Here is a 21660-nt window from a genome sequence, read left to right on the forward strand (position 1 = left end):
GCTACGGATCCGGAGAAAATTATCACGGCGCGGGGATCGACAGCAGGCTGGAAATGCCGCGGCCGCGGATGTCGTAGACGCGGGCGAACACCACGTCATCGCGCTTGATCTCGACCAGCACGGGGGCGGTGAGGCCCTTGCAGTAGAATTCGCCGAGCGTCATGGCGAAATCGGCCGCATTGGAATCCCAGCCGATGGTGAAGTCGGGGCCGAGCGCGACCTGCGCCGGGCGCTGCGGACCGCACACCGCGACCTTCCATTTGCGATTGCGCGGCGGCACTTCCTGGCGCTCGACCAGCTGCTCACGCAGTTCGTCGGAGGCCTGCTTCAGCGCGAGGCCCCAATAGTCCAGCATGTAGCGATCGTCGGCGGCGCGCACCGTGCCGGCGATGTGGTTGAAGTGGGTGTATTGATAGGGATGCAGCCGGATCATCTCGGCAAGCGGCAGCGCCAGGCCGAAGCAGAACAGGGCGAGCACGGCCGGCTGCCAGGCGCGGTGGTTGGTGCGCAGGCGCTCCATGGTCCAGGCGAAGGCGACGCCGCCGAGCACCGCCATCGGCGGGATCACGAAGACGAAATGGCGGATGCCGTTGTAGAGCGCAGGACGCTTCACCATCGCGATCGCGAGCGGCAGGGTGGCCGCCAGCGTCAGCATCAGCAGGATGGTCTTGCGGCGCGCCGGAACCTCGCGACGCGGCAGCATCGCGAAGGTGCTGAACACGGCGCCGGCCATAAACACCAGCATCACTTCGGGCAGCTGCAGCGCGAACAGCGTCGGCAGATAGGACCAGGGCATGTCGGGCACGGACACGATCGCGCCGTCGAACATCTCCTTCCAGGGCTTCTCGAAGAAGTGCGAGAAATAGGTCAGGGCCTCGAAGGGATTGCCGGGCTCCATGATCGACCACGGCCAGATCAGGCCCATCACGAGATAGCCGAACGCCAGCCCAGGCAGCAGCACGTAGACGACATGGGCGAAACGCCTGATAGCCTCGCGCGCACCCTCGGTGCGCAGCTCTTCCAGGAACAGCGGCGTGAAGCCGACCATCGCATAGACCAGCGCGAGCCCGCCGAGGATGCGGCAGCCGATCGACAAGCCGGCACCGAGGCCGACGATCAGGATCGTGCGCGGCGAGGGTTTTGGATATTCCTCGGCGAGCCGGACCAGGCCGAGCATCAGGATGATCATCGCCACCGCGAAGGGCGCATCCTTCGGGTTCATGAACATGTGGCCGTAGAAGATCGGGCAGAGCGCCAGCAGCAGGAGCGCGGCAAGGCCGGCAAGCGGTCCGCCGATGCGGCGGCCGAGCCGCCACGTGACCGCAAGCCCGATCACACCGACGATCGCGCCGACCAGGCGTCGCGTCTCGAACAGCTCGAGCGGGAGAATCTTGTGCAGGAGGGCTGCGACCATGTCGAAGCCGCCGCCGTACATATAGAGGTTGGCGAAGGAGAGGGCAGAAATGTCCCTGAAGCCGGAGCCGTACATGCGCAGCAGCAGGTCGGCATATTCGGCATGGGTATAGTCGTCCCAGCCGAGCCCGTAGTCGCGGAAGGTCAGGCCAGCGATGACGGCGACGGCAGCCAGCACCAGCATGGCGAGGTCGTCGCAAGTCCGTTCAACCGAGCGCCCGAGAGGCGTGTCGATCGCCGAAGTCGTGATGGATGTCATGGCTATTGGTGACCCGGAATCCCCTCTTGGCCCTGCTGGCGCGCGCGGGCCTGTTCCCCGGAATCCCTATAGCGCAGTTCCATTACCAAGTAATTGGGCATTATGGCTAAATTCCTGATGCGACGCAGCAATTTCCGATAGCGTGGGAGCAGATTACAGCTAGCTGACCGTTGCTGAAGGGAATGTGAATAAGTCCCTGATATCCTTCCCTTTAGGAACGGCGGCGGTAATTGGTCGTTGGCGAGGAACGCAGTATGACGGTATCGTGGCGTAACGGGTGCCGCGCGCGGATGCGCGGACGGGGATGGGTTCGATGAGCTTGGCGTTGTTGATCGTAGGGATTTTCGCCGTGGTGGCGGGCCTCCTTGCGGTCGCTTTTGGCTATTCGATCAGGGATTTCAGCCTCGGCAGCACGCTCATAACGAGCGGAACGATTGGCGTCTGCTCCGGAATGTTACTGGTCGGCCTCTACGTCGTGCTGCTGGAGCTGCAAGGCATCGCCCGCCGTCTGGCCGGAACGGCCGCGCCGTCGGAGGTTCGCGTGAGGCCGGTGCTGCCGCCGGGCCTCGCTGCGCCAAATGCACCAGGCGCGGCTGCGCCGGATCTGGCTCCGGCGCTGCGAGCCGAGCCACAGCCTTCGGCCGCTGCACCGCCATGGCAGGCCGAAGCGCCCGCACGCGAGCGCCCGCGGGCCGAGGCACCGGCTGAGCCGGAAGCGCCTCCACCGCCGCCCGCAGCTCCGGAGACGCCACGCCGGCGCAACCTGCTGTTCGCCTCGAGCTCGCGCAAGGAGCGAGAGCGTGCCGAGGCCAAGACCGCGGACGGTCTGCCGCCGCAACCGCACATCGAGCCCGCGGAGCCCGACGAGGCTCCGCCCGCGAGCTTTGACGATGCCTGGCCGAAGGCCGACCGTGCGCGCCCGCCGGAGACGCCCTCAGTGCGTCGCCCGCCGCCACGGCCGGCGTCGACCTTCGAGCCTGCAGCACCTCAGCCTGCCGCACCTCCGCCGGCACCCGAGCCGCCGCCGGCCGAACAGTCGCCGGTGACGGTGCTCAAATCCGGCATCGTCGACGGCATGGCCTATTCGCTTTATTCAGACGGCTCGATCGAGGCGCAGATGCCGGAGGGCATGATGCGCTTCGCCTCGATCGACGAGCTGCGCTCCCATCTCGACCAGCGCGGCTGAAGCTTCGCAGCGTTCAAGTAAAGTCCCGCAATTGTGGTCGCGAGATCAGTAATCGGTTCATATTTTCCAGTCGTCGTATTTCGGCCAAACGTATTGTTGACAGAGAATACTTCACCGCCGCCAATGCAATGCGACGGAGTCATTGGAGAGAGGTCGAGCCCATGTCGGATGTCGGGGCTAAAAATTTCATCGAGCTGACGGCCAACATCGTCTCGGCCTATGTCAGCAACAACCCGACGCCGGCCGCCGAGATTCCGAACCTGATCAGCCAGGTGCACGGCGCGTTGACGCGGGTGTCGTCGGGCCGCGTCGAAGCGCCGCTCGAGCCGGCAAAGCCTGCGGTCTCGCTGAAGAAGTCGATCGCGCCGGACTATCTGGTGTGTCTGGAAGACGGCAAGCGCTTCAAGTCGCTGAAGCGCCATCTGCGCACCCAGTACAGCATGACGCCCGAGCAATATCGCGAGAAATGGGGCCTGCCGGCCGACTATCCCATGGTCGCGCCGAACTACGCGGTGGCGCGTTCGCAGCTGGCGAAGAAAATGGGCCTGGGACAGCAGCAGCGGAAGCGGAAGTAGTCTGGCCATTCGGCGAGCTGCCGTAGGGTGGGCAAAGGCGCCCTTGCGCCGTGCCCACCAATTCTCGTTAATCACATTCAGGTCGTGGGCACGCTACGCTTTGCCCACCCTACGGCAGCCGGGCCCGTGTCCTCACGACGCTTCCGCGAGCGCCTCTTTCGCGTCGGTCTTGATCCGCTCGACCATCGAGCGCAGGCCGTTGGAGCGCTGCGGCGTCAGATGGTCGCGGAAGCCGAACTCGTCGAACACCGAGATCGCATCGGTCGCGAGAATCTCCTGCGGCGTGCGGCCGGAATAGAGCGCGAGCACGATCGCGACCAGCCCGCGCACGATATGCGCGTCGCTGTCGCCGCGATATTGCAGGATCGGCGCGCCGTTGCCGCGATCGACCAGCTTCTGGAGCCAGACCTGGCTGACGCAGCCATTCACCTTGTTCTCGGCCGAATGTTCCGCCTCGGGCATCGGTTCCAGGGTGCGGCCGAGCTCGATGACGTAGCGGTAGCGGTCGTCCCAGTCTTCGAGGAGCTCGAAATTGTCCCTGATCTCGTCAATCGCAGTCATTGATGGCCCGTGGTTCCCGTTCACGCCAATATAGGGACGGGGACTGCCGAAATCGATAGGATTTGGGCCCTAATTCGCCGTCTCCGGTCCGTGCCATTCCAGCGCGAGATCGTCCTGGGTCAGCGTGTCGCGCGGTGCTTCGGTCGCAGCGGCGTCGCCTTCACCGGCGACCGTGATCGAGCCGGTGTGGTCGGGCGCCTTCTTGTCGGGCTTGTCGGGTTTGTCGTTCTTCTCGTTGGTGATCTGGTCTTTCTTGTCGTTGATGATCTGGTAGATCTTCTTCGCGCCGTCCTGCGCCCGCTGGCCGATGATGGTCGCGGCCTGTCCGCCGACCTCGCAGGCCGCCGGCTGGCGCTTGCAGAACTGGCTCATGTCGGAGACGGCCGCGGTCGCAGCCTGCACCGCGTCGGCAGCGCCGATGTTCGGCAGCTTGCCCGATTCGGGTGACTTGTCCCGCGGCAGGAGCACCAGCACCAGCCCGAGCCAGAATGTGATGCGGAGCAGAAAGCGCATCTTGCGAACCTGTACGTTAGATCCCGTCGCGGCGATCTCCGCGAGGTCGGACCTAGCAACTCTCGATAAATCGCAAGTGATTGCCTTCCGCTTAATTCGCGGAAAATCTACGCAAAAATCTTCGCGATGTGAGGTCTCGTAAATTTTCGATTGATAGCTGCGCCCGTGGTGTTCCGGACCTCGCGCATCCACCAATTCGAAACCATGACAGGGCAGGCGAAACCCTGTGTTCACCATCCCCGATGATGACATCGCCAAATTGCCTAAAAATCTCCGCGATGACGCGGTGTCGAGCCGCAGGCCGGATCGCCTTAGCACTCGTTTAAGGTCGCTCTGACACGTTGGCTCAACGACAAGGAGGCGTTCCGGCACGTCTTCAACGACGATTGAGCCGAAGCGCGAGACCCGTGACAGTTTTGAGTATCATCCGCGATTGTCTCGATGCGCTGCTGCATCCCTCCGCGCGTTACGATGCGCTGACGCGTGCGCGCCATCGTGCCTTCATGGCGCCGCGGCTTCTCGGAAGCCTGGCTGCCTTTGCCGCATTTCCCGTCTATCTCGTCCTGCGTGGCGCGCCGAGCGCGATCGAGGTCGCCGCTTTCGCCTGGCTGATCGCGCCGATCATGCTGTCCTGGTTCCTGTCGCGCACCGGCCGCTACGAAGGCGCCCATGTGCTGTCGTCGCTGGCGCTCGCCGGCCTGATCATGGCGATTGCGAGCACGACCGGCGGCATCGAATCATTCGCGGCGATCTGGCTGGTCGTGGTTCCCCTCGAAGCCGCGCTGTCGGCCTCGCGCCGCGTCGCGGCCTTTGCCTCGCTGCTGGCGCTGTCCTGCGCCGGGATATTGATCCTGGTCAGCCAGTTCGGCTGGTTGCCGTCCGAACATGTCAGCGCTGCGCAACGCGGCGTGATGATGGCGTTCGGCGTCGCCTCCGCAACGCTCTATGCCGCGGGCCTCGCCTTCGGCGCCGAGTCGCTCGCGCGCACCAGCGTGACGCTGCTGTCGCGCGAGGAGGAGCGCTATCGCCTCCTGGCGCGCAACATGAGCGACGTGATCTCGCGGCATCAGCGCAACGGCGCGGTGCAGTTCATCTCACAGGCCGCGGAGGCGATGCTCGGCATGCCGGTCGCGCAGATGCTTGGCCATGGCCTGTTCGATCGCGTCCATGTCGCCGACCGTCCGGCCTATCTCACTGCGCTGTCGGACGCCGCGCGCGGTGACGTGCGCAGCGTCGAATTCCGGTTGCGGCGCGAGCCCACCGGTTCCGAGCGCGGTCAGGTCGATTTCATCTGGGTCGAGATGCGCTGCCGGCCGCTCGATCAGGACCTGGGCCGTGATCACGCGCGCGAGGCCGAAGTCGTCGGCGTCATGCGCGACGTCACGGATCGCAAGCTCCAGGAGCAGGCGCTCGATCAGGCCCGCAGTGATGCGGAAGCCGCCGACGCCGCCAAGACGCGCTTCCTCGCCACCATGAGCCATGAGCTGCGCACGCCGCTCAACGCCATCATCGGCTTCTCCGAGATGATCGCGCAGGAGCAGACCTTGATGCTGGGCGCTCCCCAGCGCAAGGAATATGCCGAGCTGATCAACGCGTCCGGCCAGCATCTGCTCTCGGTCGTCAACGGCATCCTCGACATGTCGAAGATGGAATCGGGCAATTTCGAGATTGCGTCGGAGCCGTTCGCGCCGCGCGCCTCGCTGATGCATTGCTGCAATCTGCTGGCGCTGAAGGCGCGCGAGAACGCCGTCGATCTGATCACCGACGCGCCGCAGGATCTGCCTGTGATGACCGGCGATCCGCGCGCGTTCAAGCAGATCGTGCTCAATCTCGTTGCCAATGCCGTCAAGTTCACCGAACGCGGCGGCCAGGTCACGGTGTCTGCGGCGGCATCCGCTTCGCAGCTGACGCTGCGCATCAGCGACACCGGGGTCGGCATCGCGCCCGACGATCTCAAGCGCATCGGCGCGCCGTTCTTCCAGTGCGGCAAGACCTATCAGCGTCGTCACGAGGGCACCGGCCTCGGATTGTCGATCGTGAAGAGCCTGGTGGCGTTGCATCTCGGCGAATTGACGGTACAAAGCAAGCTCGGCGAGGGCACCGCCGTCACCGTCAAGCTGCCGCTGGTCTACACGCCGCCGCAGGCAAAACCCGCGGAGAGCAAGATCGCGACGCTGACGCCGGTGCTGCGTCATGAAGTTCAGGACCAACCTGCTCTGGTGAAGAAAAGTGCCTAGAAAGTCTGCTGCAAAGGACGAACCTGCTCCGCGCCGCCGTGGCGCCAAGGCCGCGGTCGTGGATGTCGAGACCGAGCGCAATCTCGTGATGCGCGTGCTCTTGCACAGCCCCAAGGACACGCTGGCCGGCCTCGTCGCCGCCGCGGCCGTCAGCGCCATCGTTGCGAATGCGCTGTTCCTGCAGACCGGCCGGCATCCTGCGCCGATGTTCGGCACCGTGATCAATCTTCCCGCGCCGTCGTCCATGCCGTTGGCCAATCCCATGCCGCGTCCGCGTCCCGTCGGCGCCGACACCTCGCCGCTCGAGCCGAAGGCGACCGAGTTTCGCGTCGAGCCGAAATCCGTCGAGAAGGCGCCGGAAAAGCCTGCCGAGACGACGGCCTCGACGCCGCGCGCGGGCGATCCCATGACCAATCTGGTCATCAAGGCCACGACGCCCACACCGGCACCGTCTGCGGTCGCCGTCGCACGTCCGCCGGCACCGATCCCGGTGCAGCAAAGCCCGGCGGCGCGTCGCCTCGCCGGCGTGCAGCGCGCGCTGTCCGAATACGGCTATGGGAATTTGAAGATCACGGGCACCATGAGCGGCGAGACCCAGTCGGCGATCCAGACATTCGAGCGCCAGCGCAAGATGCCCGTCACCGGCCAGGTGTCGGACCGCCTGCTGCGCGAACTTGCCGCCGCGATCGGACATCCGGTCGAGTAATCGTCAAGCTTGCACGCACCCATCATCTTGTTCGCCCTCGCGATCCTTGCACGGCGGAGGGCGATTATAATTGACCGCAGGCTATTTTGTAGCTACAAAATAGTCTTGTGAAGATCGTTTGGGACGAGCCAAAGCGCCGAGCCAATCTCGACAAGCACGGGATGGATTTCGCCGATCTCAACGAGACCTTCTTCGACAACGCTTTGGTTTTGGCCACTTATGGCAACCGCTGGCGTGCGATAGGCATCAATAGTCGCGGTGTCGTCTCGGTTATCTTTGCAACGCGCGGAACCGAGGGCGTCAGCATTGTCAGCATGCGCCCTGCCAGCAAGAAGGAAAGGGAGCTCTATGAAAAAAGCCGCCGCTAAGAAGGGTTACACGGCGCGCGACCTGCGTGCGGTGAGCGACAATCCGGAATGGACCAAGGGTGACTTTGCCAGGGCCAAGACTTTCGACGAGGTCTTCCCGGGCATGCGGAAGGGCCGCGGTCCCAATAAGGCCCCCACAAAGCGACAGGTGACCTTGCGCCTGAGCCCTTCCGTGGTGGACTATTTCAAGGCTGAGGGTCCGGGTTGGCAAAGCCGGATTGACGAAGCCCTCGTCAAGGTGGTGAAGCGCAAGCGTAGCGCCGCCGCAGGCTAACGCATGCGTTTGAAATCGAACATCTGGGTCTCAGCTTACTTGCGCCGGTGCCAGACCGAGGGCGTGTTCGGCGCCGTGCGCCATCGCGGCGCCGAGGAGGCGGGGGCGGTGTTCGTCAAGGTCGCGCTGCTCGACGGCAACGCGATGCTCTACGTGCCGGCGCCGCAGACCGTTTATGACGACGGTCGCCCGGTCGATCGCTTCTTCGTACCGGCCGCGCCGCAAGCTCAACCCGAATCCGCGGTGGAGGAGCGCCTGACCAAGGAGCTCCGCTTCGATCCCGATGCCTGGATCGTCGAGACCGAAGACCGCGCGGGGCGGCATTTTCTGGAACTGGCGAAGACCTAGCCCATCCGTCATTGCGAGCCAACGGGTCCGCGCGAAGCGCGGCCCGATGACAGGCTCCGCGAAGCAATCCAGAGTCTTTCCGCGGAGGGATTCTGGATTGCTTCGTCGCAAGAGCTCCTCGCAATGACGAGCTTGGGGCGCGTCGCGCGCCTCACGCTCAGCGTCGGCGTTTGAACGTGAGTGACCTAACGCTCCGTCGACCCGCCTGAGTTCGTTCGCACCGCTGGGCTCGACCCCGGCTGCACATTCGGCCGCGACTGGCCTGCGCCCGCGCGAGCGCGCTGGCGGTCGCTGTCGTGCAGCGACGGCTGGTATTTCGCACGCGTGACGGCGAGCGTCGAGCCGCGCCAGGCGGCGAGCATTACCAGCGCGGAGCGGTCGCTGAGGCGGTCGTAGAGCCGCGACAGCCGGTAGACCGCATCGACCGAATTGCCGATCTCCGGCTTGAAGAACAAGAGGATGCGCTGGAAGTTGGGGCTCGGCATGTCGAGCGCGCGCGCGGCGATGGCGAGCGCTTCGCCGCCGGCGTCGTCGACGATCTCTGCTGCGACGCGCGAGGGCAGGATCAGGCTGTCGCCGAGCTCATAGGTGAAGTTCTCGACATCGCCCGCGATCGCGGCCATCTCCAGGATCTGGATCGCGCGCTTGGCGCGCACGGTCGGAATCCGCGGCGCAGCCTTCAGCGGGGTCTGCGCCAGATTGTGCAGGATCAGCGCGCGCTGGTTCGCATCGGCGCCAAAGAACATGTCGTGGATCTCTGCCGCTTCCTTCGGCTGCATCGCCATATTGGCGGCCATGCGCTGCTCGGCATCGGTCGGCGTGCGGGCAGGCGAGGGGGCGGACCCGGCACGCGGGATTTCGCGCGCCAGCGGCACCCTGCGGCCTTCCTGCGCTGCGACCAGCCCGAGCTTCTGGAGGACTGGGACCGGCGTGTGCGGATAGATCGCTAGCTTCGCCTTGACGGAAGCGCGTGTCGCGTCGTCGACCTGATCGATCAGCCGCGTGGCGAGCTCGATGAATTGCCGCTGCTCGTCCTCGCTGTGGGTGGGCGCCTGGACATACAGATCGGTCAGCACCCGCAGCAGCGTCGGACGAACATCGACGCCCTCGCGACGGGAGAGGGTCATCAGCCCGTCGAATCCGGGAAACAGCGACTTGGTCATTGGAGGCGTACGCAACTTGGAAGAAACTGTTGCCTCAGCCTATCAGGGGTTCCTTTAAAGGCTCGTTAAGGAAAACGAGGTGTGAAGCAAACCCGCTCATTCCAGCCGTTTTCGTGTCGCAGCGGGACGCGCGGGCCGGCCCGTGGGGTTACGGTCCAAAGGCCATGTTTACACCCCGTTAACCATAAACTGATCCTAATGACCCGCATGTTGCAGGGCGCATTTTGTCGCGCGGCAATTGAGAGAGCTGACATGGGGACCATCATCGAATTTCCGGCCGGTCGCCGGGTGGGCTCGTCGGGGGACGTCACACCGCGCGCGGACATGGGGACGATTTTGATCCTTCCCGTCATCCGTATCGAGCGCGAGGCGGACGAAACCAACGGCGATCGTGGGCCGGAAGCGGGCACAGCGCCGGGGCGCCGTCGTCGTCGCCGCTAGGTTCCGGCCTTTGCAATGCCGGACTCCATCCGCCAGCTCCGCACAATCGTATCGGCCATCCTGCTCGCGGCTGTGGGCGCGTCGCTCGCCGGCTGTAGCGGCGGCGATTTCGGCCGCACCCGCGCCAACATGCGCAGCGACGATATGCACGGCTGGCTCGGCGCCGAGGCCACCGGCAGCCTCGGCCTGAAGGCTTCGCAATTCCAATTGACCGACGAGGAGCGCCAGCTTCGCGATCTCGCCTATCCCATGATCGAGCCGCCGCTGTCGCGGCCGGCCTGGAAGAGCGTGTTCGGCGACTACAAGGCGTTGCCGTCGCCGTGGCGGCAGAAGATCGTGTTCGACCGCACCATGTATGGCCGCACGCTGATCGACGAGCCGCATCGCTCGCATTCCTCGCGCTATGCGCAGCTGATCGAGGACGTGCGCAACGACGTCACCCGCTTCGAGCCGTTCTTCGCCAGCGCGATCCGCGTCATCGATCTCGACAAGAAGCGCGAGGCAAGCATGGCGCGCGTCTCGGCGCTGTCGCCGCAGGAAAAGGCCGACGCCGTCGAACGCATGCAGGAGAACTCGCTGATCATCCAGTGGGTGCAACTGTCGCTCGAGCAGCGTGTCTCGTCCTATCGCTTCGCGCTGGAGCGGCTGGTGATCCAGGCGCCCGACGGCATGGCTGCCGATGCCGATCGCCTGATCGGCGAGCTCGCCGCCCAGACCACCAATCCACCGGTTGCAGCGCAGCCGGTCTACGACCGCGCCGTCGTCTCGAAGGGCTGAGAGCTCTTCGAGCGAGTCAGCTGGAGGCTCGACCCGCTGTGCCCGGAGCTGACGCATCCGGGTGCGGCCGTCTCGGCGTCCGCATCTCCCATCAGCACGAGCCGCGATCCCGGCCCGCCGAGACGGCGGCCAATCCTGCAACCTTGGCGAGTATCACGTCCCCGTGCCACCGGGACGGGCTTCGGGAACCTGTGCTGGCCGCGGCCCACGCGGTTCGGCATTTGGTCGAGCCGCCCCGATTGGTGCTTGTTCTCCCAAGCCATAGCGATAGGATCGCGCTGTTATACCAAGTCATTTTGCACGAAGGTCTTTTGAGATGAGCATCAATTCCGCGATGCCGCTTGACGTCCGTCGACATTCCGCGCCTGTGCGAAAATTCCTGGCCCTTGCCATCCTGCTCGGATCGACCGGCTCCGCCGCCGCGCTGACCAAGGAGGCTGCGCTCGAGAACTGCCGGATGACCGTCGGCAAACCGATCGTGCAGGCTTGCATGCAGGCCCAGGGAGGTCGCAAGGCCGGTGCCGATATCGAGGGGTGCCGCGCCAAGGCTAAACCGCAGGTCCACGCCTGCGTGCTCGCCGCCCTTAATGCCGCGAACGGACGCGCCAATGTCGCTGTCGAGGTGCCGAAGGAGGAGGCGCCCAAGCTGGCGTCGGGGACCGCACTGCCCAAGGACTTCATCGCGCCGCCGCGCACCATCTCCGACATCACCGCGATCCTCGACAGCGAAAAGCCGAACGAAAAGCTGATTGCGGAGCTGAAGGCGGACGCGGATTCGACGCCCACGGGCAAGGAGTCTCGCGAGGATCTCGCCCAGTTCTATTTCGATCGCGCCAATGCGCGCGCCCAGCTCGGACGGCTTGCCGAATCCATCACTGACGCCAACAAGGCCGTCGAGGTGGGACGCGGCGCCATCAGCGCGCCTATGATGGGGCGTCTGACACAGCTTGCCGCCATCCAATATTCGGCCAACGGCGATCCAAAGCGCGCACTCGAGATCATGCAGAGGCAGTTGCGCGAGGTCGCGACCATGCCGGGCGCGAAGGGCTATCTGTTCAACGCCAATCGCTCGATCGCCGGCATTCTCATTCAAATGGGTGACGTTCCCCAAGCAGAGGGCTATCTGCGCCGCAGCCTGGCCGGCATCCAGGAGGCTCGCACGAGCGGCCTTCCCGGATGGCGCGCCTCCTATGCGAAGATGGGGCAGAATTGGGAGGCGGAAATCGAGGGCACCCGCGCCATAATCTTCGAATCGCGCGGGCAGTTCAGCGACGCCGAGGCTTCCTATCGGCTGGCCGAGCAGCGCAAGCGCGCCGGCATGAAGGCCGTGATGGACTCGGATAATCCTCCCGCTGAAACCGTCGTCTTGCAGTCGATCGACTATATGGTTCTGAGCCAGGCCCGCATGAAGGCGCGGCAGGGCAGGCTCGCCGAAGCCGAGGTCGATGCGCGCCGGGCTCTGCTGTCGCGACTGAAGGACACCGGCAAGTACAATCCGGTGATGCCGCGCTATGTGATGGGATTGGCCGGAATTCTGGTCGACCAAGGCCGTTACGACGAAGCCGAGCAGCTCGGCCGCGTCGCGCTCGAGATCAACAAGACGGTCGGCGTGCCGGACGACTCGCAATCGACCGTGCAGCTGCTCTCGCAACTCGCCGGCATCCTGAATCTGCAGCGCAAGAATGCCGAGGCCAACGACATGTTTGCGCGGATCGACAAGGCGGTCGCCAATTGGGATCCGCAGCGCCGCCAGGTCATCGAGCTCAATCCGGCGCGCATTCTCGCGCTCTACAATTCCGGCCAGCTCGACGCCGGCATCGCCGTCGCAGAGCAACTGGTCAAGAAGCAGATCGGCCGGGTCGGCGAGAACCATTTCGATGCGGCGTCGGCGCGCGGCACGCTCGCGATCGGATTGATGCGCGCGCGGCGCGATGCCGACGCGATCCGGGAGTTCAAGGCTGCCATTCCGATCATGATGGCGAACGCAAACGAGAACGCCGACGACGAGAACACGACCGTCGTGGCCGCGCGCAGCCAGCGGCTCCAGACCATCGTCGAGAGCTACCTCCTGCTGCTGGCGCGGGCCGAAGGCACCGGCAGCGGCATCGGCGAGGAGACGTTCGGTCTGGCCGATGCGATCCGCGGCCGCTCCGTGCAGCAGGCGCTGGCCGCCTCCAGCGCGCGCGCTGCGGCGAAGGATCCCGCGCTGGCGGAGCTCGTGCGCAAGGAGCAGGACCTCACCAAGCAGGTCAACGCCCAGCTCGGCACGCTCACCAACGTTCTCGCCATTCCCTCGGCGGAGCGCGACGAGAAGGGCGCGCAGCAGATCCAGGCCTCGATCGTCGCCTTGCGCGGTGAACGCGACAAGGCACGCCAGGAGATCAAGCAGAAGTTTCCGTCCTATGCCGATCTGGTCTCGCCGAAGCCGCCGGCCGTCGCCGAAATCCGTGCGACGCTGGCTGACAACGAGGCCATGCTGTCGTTCTATTTCGGACAGAACGGCAGCTTCGTCTGGGCCGTGCCGAAGTCGGGGCCGGTGGCGTTCGCGGCCGTCAAGGCCAGCATCGGCGACGTCGAGACCAAGATCCGCAAGCTGCGGGAAGCGCTCGAGCCGCAGGCGGCGATGATCTCGGACATTCCGCCGTTTGATCTCAAGCTTGGTTACGAGCTCTACGAGCTGTTGCTGAAGCCGGTCGAGAGCGGATGGAAGCCGGCCAAGAATTTGATCGTGGTCACGAATGGCGCGCTCGGCCTGCTCCCGCTGTCCCTGTTGCCGACGGCGCCCGCCGAGGTGGCCGCGGACGAGGATCCGCTCTTCGTCGGTTATCGCAACGTCCCATGGCTTGCGCGAACCCATGCCGTCGCGACGGTGCCGTCGGCCGCGGCCCTGCGCACGCTGCGGCAGTTGCCGCCTGGCAAGCCCGGCCGCGGGGATCTCGTGGCGTTTGGCGATCCCTATTTCAACAAGGATCAGCAGGCCGAGGCAGAGAGCGATCAAGCCAAGGTTCAGGTCGCCGACGCGGGTGGCAACGTCACGCGCGGCATGCCGCTGAAGCGTCGCAACAGCCCGAAGCTGGACGGCGTCGACAGCGCCGAACTCGGCCTCCTGCCTCGCCTTCCCGATACAGCCGACGAGCTGAAATCGATCGCATTGGCGCTGCAGGCTGACCCCTCGAAGGTGCTGTTCCTCGGCAAGAATGCGACCGAGAGCGCCGTGAAGACGATGAACCTCTCAGGCTTCAGGATTCTCGCATTTGCCACGCACGGCCTTGTTCCGGGCGAGCTCAACGGTTTGACGCAGCCGGCGCTCGCACTGTCATCGCCAGCCGTGACGGGCGAAGGCGGCGATGGCCTCTTGACCATGGAGGAGATTCTCAGCCTCAAGCTCGACGCCGACTGGGTCATCCTGTCCGCCTGCAATACCGGCGCAGGTGCAGGCGCCGGCGCCGAGGCAGCCTCCGGACTTGGTCGTGCCTTCTTCTACGCGGGGACGCGCGCACTGTTGGTGACGAACTGGTCGGTGCATTCGCAATCCGCGCGGCAGTTGGTGACCGATCTGTTCAAGCGGCAGGCCGACGATCCCAAATTGTCGCGAAGTGAAGCGCTGCGGCAGGCGATGATGGCCCTGGTCGACGGCCCCGGTTACCTGAACGGCGAGGGCAAGACCGAGTTCGCCTATGCGCATCCGCTGTTCTGGGCGCCGTACACGATCATTGGCGATGGCGGCGTGCGCTGACGGCATGTGAAGAGGGTTGGAATTGAAATGAAGCGGAACATCTTGTCGGGGCTGATCGCGGCAGCTCTCCTGTTTTCGGGAGCAGCGAGAGCGGCAACACAATTGATCACGGAAGAGGAGGCGAAGCTGCCGCCGCCAAAGGGCGCGGTCGCGACCGACCGACGCGGTATCTTGCGCGGGCCGAAGGTGGAGTTTGTCTCGCCCGGTGATTCCGTCTCCTCGCCCATGCGGCTCCAATTGAAGTTCGAGTCATTCGGGGGCGCCAAGATCGATCCGGAATCGGTCAAGGTGATCTTCCTCCGCACGCCGAACGTCGATCTGACGCCCCGGGTGAAGCCGTTCGTGCAGGCTGACGGGATCAACATGCAGGATGCGGAATTGCCGCCGGGCGATTACACCATGCGCGTCGACATCAAGGATAGTGACGGGCGGCCGGGCACGGCCATTTTTACCCTCAAGGTCGCACCGAAGTGACGTGTCCTTACTGCCAGGCCGAGAATGCGGATAGCGCGCTGGTTTGCACATCCTGTTCGCGAGACATCGCCGTGCCCGCGACGCTGATTGCGGAGCGCGACGATCTCCTGCGCAAGCGGGACCAGCTGCGCGATCAGCTGACGCAGGCCAGAGACGAGATCGACGCCATCATGCGGCGCAGGAAGTCGCGCTGACGATGGAGTGTCCGTTCTGCGCCGAGACGATCAAGGACGAAGCCATCGCGTGCAAGCACTGCTCGCGCGATTTGCGCGTCGTGCGGCCGACGCTCATCGAGATCGAGGAGATCGTTGCCGAGCTCGACAAGCTCAGGCGCGATCTCGACCGGGTCAATGTCCGGCTCGAGCGGTACAAGAATCCACTGCGCTATTTCGGGACGCATGTCCTTCTCTACGTCGTCATTCCGGCCGTCCTGCTGACGATTACGCATATTCTGATCACCATCACCTTCAACCTCTCTCCAATCCCGCTTCGGATCGCGTCGATCGTTCTCCCCCTGCTGTTCGGGTTCGCTGCCTATCCTCTGCATCGGGTCTCGGCATTGGGGGCGTTCGTGCTGGCGTTGCTGCTCGCCAGCGTCAGCATCCAGGCAATGCTGACGGTGACGGGCCTCCACGATGACGTTCCGATCCTGCCGACTGTGTGGGTCGAATGGCGCGAGGTGTTCGAATACGGTGCGAGCATCCTGCTCGCTTTCGTTTCCGGAAACATCCTGGGAGTCGTGATCTTCCAGGTCTTGCCGCGCGTGCTCGGCCAGGGCGGCAAGCCGAACGCGTTTGCCTTCAGGATGGCGCGTCTGCTCGGGCAGCATGTCGGTGAGGAACAGCTCCGTCGTCGCGCCCGCCTGATTCAGGACCTGATGCAGACCGTCGGGCCGCTGGCGGGTGTCGCCGCGACAGCCGTTGGTTCCATCTACGCCGGCCTGAAGGGCTTGCTCGGATAATCGTGGCCTCGCGCAAGTGCGATCAGCGTCCGCGTTTGGATCGCTGCTTCCGCAGCTTGCCGACAAAATCCTTCAACGCATCCGCCAGCGGTACTGACGCGCGATAGGCGAGCCCGACCTCGCGTTTGACCTTCACCTCGATCTCCCGGATCGCGACGTCCGGATGGCCCTTGGCCACGCCCTCCGGGACAATGGCGATGCCGATGCCGGCCGCGACCAGCGCCATGGCCCAATCCTCCGATTGCGCGATCGCCGCGGACTGGCGCCGCTGCGCGAGGCGACCGAAGAATTGGCTCTGCTCGCAATGGCAGCGGTCGATCATGGGGAATTCGGCGAGGTCAGCGGCCCGCAGCCGCTCCTTCAGTGTCAGCGGATGCGACGGCGGAAGCGCCGCGACATAGCGCTCGCTCCACAGCGTGACGAAATGCTCGTCATCCCCAAGCATGCTCTTCGAGATGATCCTGGCATCCGCGCGCTCGTCGTGGCCCACGAGCCGGAGTGCGATGTCGCTGCGCGCCGTCAGCGGCTTCAGCAGCGCGATGGTCCGGGGCACGTCGAGCGTGCGCATCAGGCCGAGCCTCAGATTGGTCCTGGTGCTGGGTTTGCGGAACAGGCTGCGCGCAGCATCGGTCTCGTCGATGATGCGGCGGGCGAGCGCATGAAACTGCTCGGCCGAGGCGGTGGGCGCGACGCCTTTCTTGTGCCGGATGAACAGCGTGGTGCCGAGCTCGGCCTCCAGATTGGTGATCGCAGTCGAGATCGACGGCTGCGACACGAAGCAGGTGCGCGCCGCGGCCGTGAGGTTGCGTTCACGGTAGACCGCAGCGAAGTAGCGGAGCTCGCGGATATCCATAGTCCATACCTATAGGTAGCATCAATACTCGATATTTTACCTATAGATCGGAAAGAAGACAAGAACGCCCTGTTCACAACAGGCGAGCGTCATCCATGAAGATCCATCATCTCAACACCGGCACGATGTGCCCCATGGGGCGGCGGCTGGTGAACGGCACCGGCAGCCTGTTCCAGCGCGCCCGCATGGTCTGCCATTGCCTGCTGATCGAGACCCATGACGGCCTCGCTCTGGTCGACACCGGCATCGGCCTTGGCGATATCGCCACGCCCGACCGGCTCGGGAAACGCTGGCTGCGGCAGACCGCGCCAAAACTCGATCCGGCGGAGACGGCCGTGCAGCAGGTGAGGGCGCTCGGCTATTCGCCTGCCGACGTGCGCCACGTGCTGCTGACGCATCTCGACCGTGATCACGCCGGCGGCGTGCCCGACTTTCCCCATGCCGCGATCCACGTCCATCGAAGCGAATACGACATGGCGGTTCTGCGAAAGCCTGCGCCGCCCGAAGGGCGCTATGTCGAGGGACAATGGAGCCACGGGCCAAGCTGGACATTTTACGGCGAGGTCGGCGAGGATTGGTTCGGCTTCAAGGGCGTCCGCGCGCTCGGCGACCGGGAAGGGGACATCCTGATGATCCCGCTCGCCGGCCACACGCTCGGCCATTGCGGCATCGCGGTGCGCTTCGGCGACAAATGGCTGCTGCACGCCGGCGACAGCTATTTCCATCACGCCCAGCTCGACGCCTCACCGCGCGCGCCGCTGGTGCTCCGTTATTTCCAGCGCAAGGTCGACATGGACCGCAAGGCCCGCATCGCCAACCAGGCCCGGCTGCGCGAGCTCAAGCTCAGCCACGGCGGCCGCGTGACGATCTTCAACAGCCATGATCCCGTGGACTACGAGAACTGCCGGTGCGGGGCGCATTAGCCGAGGTGCAGCCGCGAGAAGCGGAAATTGCAGTGGCTCGCGCCGCCAGCCAGCGTCTGCGTGCGTTCCAGATGAATGCCGCGTGCTGCATAGGCGTCGAAATCGAGCCCGCAAATGTTCGGCAAAATCTCCTTGTCGCCATGGCGACCCGCGAATTTGCAGAAGCCGCAGGCCTTGTAGTTGATGCCGAATTCAAAGCCGTCATGCGGCCCCGGCTCGACGAAATCGTAGACGAAATCCTCCGGAAATTCGACCTGATGGCTTTCCGTGATGCTTTTCGCCGCCTGCTCGCGCAGCAAGATCTGGTTTTCCGGTGACATGAATTGATCTCCCGCGGCGAGGCGTTCCGCTTCGGGCGTGGTGAGCAATTGCGCCTTGTAGGTCTCCCGCTCGATCTCGCCGATGTCAGGCAGCGGCACGCCGTGCCGCTGCAGCACGCGGCTGATCGCCATGAAGCCGATCAGACGCATGAAGAAATCGCTCATGCGGCTCGCCGCGCCGCCGACATAGGGCGTCTGGGTGAGCACGATGCCGAATTCGTCCATCACCTCCTGCCTGATCTTCTCGATATCGGTGAGCTGCGCGCGCTCGCGCAACATCGCCTCGGCAAGATCGAGTCGATGGCGCATCGCCGCTTCCATGGCGTCGCGATGCTGCGCGTAGAAGGGATGGATCGCCTCAGTCATTGAACTCTCGCATCGTGGGCTTGTCGGAAAGTAGATTTTTATTCCGCGGCGATCGCCTCGATCTCCAGCAGCCATTTGCTGTCGACGGTCTCGGCGATCACGACCGTCAGTGCGGGCTGATGCTCCCCGAGCATCTTGCGGCGAATGGTGCGGTTGGTCACGACTTGAGCCCGGTCCGTCAGGAACGTGGTGACCTTGACCAGATGGGCGACGCCAAGGCCGGCGGCGGCAAGCACCTCGATGACGTTGCGCCAGGCCTGCTCGCACTGCGCTTCGAAACCCTCAGGAACCGTGCCATCGGATCTCTCGGGCACCTGGCCGCTGATGAACAGCAGCCGGCGATGCTGCGTCACTTCGAGTCCCAGGCTGTAGCCGCCGGCGGGAGGGGAGACCGTTGCGGGATTATGGCTGACGATGTGAGCAGGCGGCATGGCGTTTCTCCGGATTGCGGGCCGACCGTATCCGGCGACATCGCCGCGGCGCAAAGCATCATTGCTGCGGTTCAGCGCAAGAAAATCTATTGCAAGGCCGCGGTCCATCGGTGTCAAACTGAAGCGCGATGACCTACACCCTTCCACCGCTCAACGCGCTCCGCGCCTTCGAGGCCGCCGCGCGCCATCTCAGCTTCAAGCTGGCCGCGCACGAGCTGCACGTGACGCCCGCAGCCGTAGGCCAACAGGTGAAAGCGCTGGAGGCGCGCCTCGGCGTGCAACTGTTCGAGCGGCTGCACAAGCAGCTCATCCTGACTGCGGCAGGCCAGGCCTATCTGCCCGGGATATCCGATGGCTTTCGCCGCATCGCGGAGGCGACCTCGCAATTGAAGCCTTCAGGTGCGGTGCTGCTGCAATTGGGCGTGCATCCAAGCCTCGATTTGCGCCGGCTCGATCTTGCGGCGTTTCGCGGGGCGCATGCCGAGATCGGCTTGCGCGTGCTGCAGCCCGCCGGCCTGCACGAGCTGGTCGAAGGCAAGGTCGATGTGCTGATCGCCCGCGGTCTCGGCCACCATCCAGGCTATCGCTGCGACCGGATCAACGAGGGATCCGGTCTGGGCGATTGGCTGATCGCGCCCGAGGGCACCGCGGATTGCCCCGAGATCGTCAGTTTTCGCGCATGGCTGCGCGCCCGGTCGGCCGAGAACTCCGGCGCAAACCGCCTCTCCGTATCGGTCACGCCGTTTCAGTTTTAAGCCTTTAGCATTGGCTCAGACAGGAGCTGCCCGACAGGTTCTGATGTCACGTTGACCGTGACTTCCATCCCGGCTTCGTCCTCGGGATCGCCCCAATAGCTGCCTGACAGCGGAATGGCTTGGGCCGGGTTGCGGGCGACACCAACCCTGATCAGTTCTCTATTTCCCACGATGCCGTTGGTTGGATCGAATTCGACCCAGCCAGACCCCGGGACGTAGATCGAACACCAGGCGTGGGTCGAGCCGCCACCAAGCCTTGCCGGTCCGTCTCGATCGGGGACGTAGACGTACCCCGTGATGAAGCGCGCGGCGAAGCCGAGCGAGCGGGCCGCTTCCATCATCAGCAGTGCGAAGTCACGGCATGTCCCCTGTTGAAGGCCCAGAGTTTCGGCGGGCGTCTGCGTGCCCTTTGATGTTCGACGACGGTATGAAAAGCCCTCCGAAATGGCTTCGTTCAGTGTCATCAGCAGCTGGCCTGTGGGCCGGCTTTGGCCGGGCGCGATGAACTTGGACAGCCAGTTGTCGACCGTTCGGTCATCTCGAAAATGACGGCGGATGTACGGCTCCAGGTCCGGCAGTTCGCTGCGATCGTAGGTGAAGGGATGCTCTCTGGCGTACGCCTCGATCCGGAAGTCCGGAGCATTCTCGGGTGTATGCTCGAGATGGATCGTCGTCTCGAACTCCAGCGCCTCGGTCGAAATGTTGAAGTCGACCAACGTGACGCAGTTGCCGAACACGTCATGGATCCAGCGGACTTCGGCCGGTTCAGGGTGCACTTCGAGGCGACAGGCCAGCAAACGCTGGTCGAAGCTGTCGCGCGGCCGGAACAGCATCTGGTGCTGGCCGAGCTTCACGGGCCGGCGGAAGCGATAAGCCGTGGTGTGATGGACGGTGTAGAGGGGCATGACTTGCGTGCTCGGGGCAGGGGATATTGCCACGATTGGCTGACGGTTCCAGAGCTAAGTCCATTGTTCGTCCCGCACAACTGCCCCTCATTTCAGCAGTTTTGGGCGCGCATTGCTGGAACAAGTGGAAGGTGCGCGCGCTTTCTGTCCCACGGTCAACGATGACACGGGTGGAGACGGCTTTGAGAATTCGGGCAGGCTACGATATCGCGTTCAAGTGCCTTCAGGACGTTCCGATGGTGCTGATGCTCACCGTTCATCCGTCTCGGTACTCCGATCTTGTGGCTGGTCATGCCATCGGCGTATCGCCGAATGTCCGGACCAAGGATTACACCGACATTTTCGGCAATGTCTGCACCCGCCTTGTTGCACCCGCAGGCCTGATCGAGATTCGCACCGAATTTGTCATCGAAGACAGCGGTATGCCTGATACAGCCATGCCGCAGGCCGCCCAGGTGCCGCTGGACGAGGTGCCCGACGATGCCTTGTTGTATTTGCTGGGCAGTCGCTATTGCGACACGCAAAAGCTGGCGGATCTGGCCTGGTCGACGTTCGGAAATATCAACGGTAGTGGCTGGCAGCTTGTGCAGTCCATTTGCGATTACGTTCACGATCGCATTCAGTTCGGGTATCACTTTGCCCGAAATGACCGCACGGCTTCTGAAGGTCACCACGAACGCGTTGGCGTCTGCCGGGATTTCGCCCATCTGGCGATTGCATTGTGTCGATGCATGAACATTCCCGCGCGATATTGCACGGGCTATCTCGGCGATATCGGCGTTCCCATCGACCCGGCGCCGATGGATTTCAGTGCCTGGTTCGAGGCCTATATCGGGGGGCAGTGGTACACCTTCGACGCACGGCACAACCATCCTCGCATCGGCCGGATTGTCATCGCTCGCGGTCGCGACGCAGCCGACGTCGCGATCTCGACAATGTTTGGGCCGACGGAGCTTGCACGCTTCAAGGTGCTGACGGAAGAAGTGCGTGCCGGTGAAGTGTTTCCGCTCCAGCCGTATATTGATGCGAGACAGAACCGTGCAGCACGCTCTGTGCCGGCGGCGGTCTAGGCTACCGTCGTCACCATTGGCCGGACGACCGGCAGGAAGCCGGGC

24 protein-coding genes are annotated in these 21660 nt (G+C 64.3%); 16 read left to right on the forward strand and 8 right to left on the reverse strand.

Features of this window, described 5'->3' with window-relative positions:
• Positions 1-22 precede the first annotated feature (22 nt).
• Positions 23-1672 carry a glycosyltransferase family 39 protein gene (locus tag V1280_RS41990; RefSeq protein ID WP_334536719.1) on the reverse strand — a complete coding sequence of 550 codons (1650 nt, stop codon included), beginning with the start codon at positions 1670-1672 and terminating at the stop codon, positions 23-25.
• Between the two features lie 313 nt (positions 1673-1985).
• On the opposite strand from V1280_RS41990, the gene V1280_RS41995 reads away from it, so the two are divergent.
• Complete coding sequence (locus tag V1280_RS41995) at positions 1986-2858, forward strand: DUF308 domain-containing protein (protein ID WP_334536721.1); 873 nt, start codon at positions 1986-1988, stop codon at positions 2856-2858.
• Between the two features lie 161 nt (positions 2859-3019).
• Positions 3020-3433 (forward strand): MucR family transcriptional regulator, encoded by a 414-nt coding sequence (locus tag V1280_RS42000; RefSeq protein WP_148778724.1) that lies wholly within the window; start codon positions 3020-3022, stop codon positions 3431-3433.
• A gap of 132 nt (positions 3434-3565) precedes the next feature.
• Here the strand turns inward: V1280_RS42000 and V1280_RS42005 are convergent, their stop codons facing one another.
• Together V1280_RS42005 and V1280_RS42010 are read right to left on the reverse strand one after the other, a co-directional pair.
• Positions 3566-3994 carry a SufE family protein gene (locus tag V1280_RS42005; protein ID WP_334536722.1) on the reverse strand — a complete coding sequence of 143 codons (429 nt, stop codon included), beginning with the start codon at positions 3992-3994 and terminating at the stop codon, positions 3566-3568.
• Positions 3995-4063: 69 nt separating this feature from the next.
• On the reverse strand, positions 4064-4507 hold the full coding sequence (locus V1280_RS42010; RefSeq protein ID WP_334536723.1) for a DUF5330 domain-containing protein: 444 nt from the start codon (positions 4505-4507) through the stop codon (positions 4064-4066).
• 407 nt (positions 4508-4914) lie between these two features.
• On the opposite strand from V1280_RS42010, the gene V1280_RS42015 reads away from it, so the two are divergent.
• From V1280_RS42015 to V1280_RS42035, 5 genes are all read left to right on the forward strand, one after another.
• Entirely contained in the window at positions 4915-6744 is a 1830-nt protein-coding gene (locus tag V1280_RS42015; protein ID WP_334536724.1) for a PAS domain-containing sensor histidine kinase, read from the forward strand.
• On the forward strand, positions 6737-7450 hold the full coding sequence (locus tag V1280_RS42020) for a peptidoglycan-binding domain-containing protein (protein WP_334536725.1): 714 nt from the start codon (positions 6737-6739) through the stop codon (positions 7448-7450). Before V1280_RS42015 ends, V1280_RS42020 begins: the two co-directional genes overlap by 8 nt.
• A 107-nt stretch (positions 7451-7557) precedes the next feature.
• On the forward strand, positions 7558-7818 hold the full coding sequence (locus tag V1280_RS42025) for a BrnT family toxin (RefSeq protein ID WP_334536726.1): 261 nt from the start codon (positions 7558-7560) through the stop codon (positions 7816-7818).
• Complete coding sequence (locus tag V1280_RS42030; RefSeq protein WP_334536727.1) at positions 7799-8092, forward strand: BrnA antitoxin family protein; 294 nt, start codon at positions 7799-7801, stop codon at positions 8090-8092. The genes V1280_RS42025 and V1280_RS42030 overlap by 20 nt, the downstream gene beginning before the upstream one ends.
• A 3-nt stretch (positions 8093-8095) precedes the next feature.
• Positions 8096-8440 carry a DUF1491 family protein gene (locus V1280_RS42035; protein ID WP_334536728.1) on the forward strand — a complete coding sequence of 115 codons (345 nt, stop codon included), beginning with the start codon at positions 8096-8098 and terminating at the stop codon, positions 8438-8440.
• Between the two features lie 185 nt (positions 8441-8625).
• Here the strand turns inward: V1280_RS42035 and V1280_RS42040 are convergent, their stop codons facing one another.
• On the reverse strand, positions 8626-9603 hold the full coding sequence (locus tag V1280_RS42040) for a DUF2336 domain-containing protein (protein ID WP_334536729.1): 978 nt from the start codon (positions 9601-9603) through the stop codon (positions 8626-8628).
• Between the two features lie 252 nt (positions 9604-9855).
• On the opposite strand from V1280_RS42040, the gene V1280_RS42045 reads away from it, so the two are divergent.
• The 6 genes from V1280_RS42045 (at position 9856) to V1280_RS42070 (ending at position 15992) form a co-directional block, all read left to right on the forward strand.
• Positions 9856-10044 (forward strand): hypothetical protein, encoded by a 189-nt coding sequence (locus tag V1280_RS42045; RefSeq protein WP_148778718.1) that lies wholly within the window; start codon positions 9856-9858, stop codon positions 10042-10044.
• A gap of 15 nt (positions 10045-10059) precedes the next feature.
• Positions 10060-10821 (forward strand): hypothetical protein, encoded by a 762-nt coding sequence (locus V1280_RS42050; protein ID WP_334536730.1) that lies wholly within the window; start codon positions 10060-10062, stop codon positions 10819-10821.
• 316 nt (positions 10822-11137) lie between these two features.
• Positions 11138-14557: a CHAT domain-containing tetratricopeptide repeat protein gene (locus V1280_RS42055; protein WP_334536732.1), complete on the forward strand. Its 3420-nt coding sequence runs from the start codon at positions 11138-11140 to the stop codon at positions 14555-14557.
• 27 nt (positions 14558-14584) lie between these two features.
• The gene (locus V1280_RS42060; RefSeq protein ID WP_334536733.1) at positions 14585-15031 is read left to right on the forward strand and encodes a hypothetical protein; all 447 of its coding nucleotides are present in this window, start codon (positions 14585-14587) and stop codon (positions 15029-15031) included.
• Positions 15032-15102: 71 nt separating this feature from the next.
• Positions 15103-15225: a hypothetical protein gene (locus V1280_RS42065; RefSeq protein ID WP_334536735.1), complete on the forward strand. Its 123-nt coding sequence runs from the start codon at positions 15103-15105 to the stop codon at positions 15223-15225.
• Positions 15226-15227: 2 nt separating this feature from the next.
• Complete coding sequence (locus V1280_RS42070) at positions 15228-15992, forward strand: hypothetical protein (protein WP_334536736.1); 765 nt, start codon at positions 15228-15230, stop codon at positions 15990-15992.
• A gap of 22 nt (positions 15993-16014) precedes the next feature.
• On the opposite strand, the gene V1280_RS42075 is transcribed toward V1280_RS42070, so the two are convergent.
• Entirely contained in the window at positions 16015-16845 is an 831-nt protein-coding gene (locus tag V1280_RS42075) for a LysR family transcriptional regulator (RefSeq protein ID WP_334536737.1), read from the reverse strand.
• Positions 16846-16940: 95 nt separating this feature from the next.
• Between V1280_RS42075 and V1280_RS42080 the strand changes: the two genes are divergently transcribed.
• Positions 16941-17768, forward strand: a complete 828-nt coding sequence (locus V1280_RS42080; protein WP_334536738.1) for an MBL fold metallo-hydrolase — start codon at positions 16941-16943, stop codon at positions 17766-17768.
• Here the strand turns inward: V1280_RS42080 and V1280_RS42085 are convergent.
• Both V1280_RS42085 and V1280_RS42090 read right to left on the reverse strand, forming a co-directional pair.
• Complete coding sequence (locus tag V1280_RS42085; RefSeq protein WP_334536739.1) at positions 17765-18454, reverse strand: L-2-amino-thiazoline-4-carboxylic acid hydrolase; 690 nt, start codon at positions 18452-18454, stop codon at positions 17765-17767. The genes V1280_RS42080 and V1280_RS42085 overlap by 4 nt on opposite strands.
• A 38-nt stretch (positions 18455-18492) precedes the next feature.
• Positions 18493-18885: a RidA family protein gene (locus V1280_RS42090; RefSeq protein WP_334536740.1), complete on the reverse strand. Its 393-nt coding sequence runs from the start codon at positions 18883-18885 to the stop codon at positions 18493-18495.
• Positions 18886-19013: 128 nt separating this feature from the next.
• Between V1280_RS42090 and V1280_RS42095 the strand changes: the two genes are divergently transcribed.
• Positions 19014-19640, forward strand: a complete 627-nt coding sequence (locus tag V1280_RS42095) for a LysR family transcriptional regulator (RefSeq protein ID WP_334536741.1) — start codon at positions 19014-19016, stop codon at positions 19638-19640.
• On the opposite strand, the gene V1280_RS42100 is transcribed toward V1280_RS42095, so the two are convergent.
• Entirely contained in the window at positions 19637-20545 is a 909-nt protein-coding gene (locus tag V1280_RS42100; RefSeq protein WP_334536742.1) for a transglutaminase family protein, read from the reverse strand. The genes V1280_RS42095 and V1280_RS42100 overlap by 4 nt on opposite strands.
• Positions 20546-20727: 182 nt before the next feature.
• Between V1280_RS42100 and V1280_RS42105 the strand changes: the two genes are divergently transcribed.
• Positions 20728-21615 carry a transglutaminase-like domain-containing protein gene (locus V1280_RS42105; RefSeq protein ID WP_334538565.1) on the forward strand — a complete coding sequence of 296 codons (888 nt, stop codon included), beginning with the start codon at positions 20728-20730 and terminating at the stop codon, positions 21613-21615.
• The last annotated feature ends 45 nt before the right edge of the window (positions 21616-21660 follow it).

It is taken from the genome of Bradyrhizobium sp. AZCC 2230 (assembly GCF_036924495.1).
Lineage (GTDB): Bacteria > Pseudomonadota > Alphaproteobacteria > Rhizobiales > Xanthobacteraceae > Bradyrhizobium > Bradyrhizobium rifense.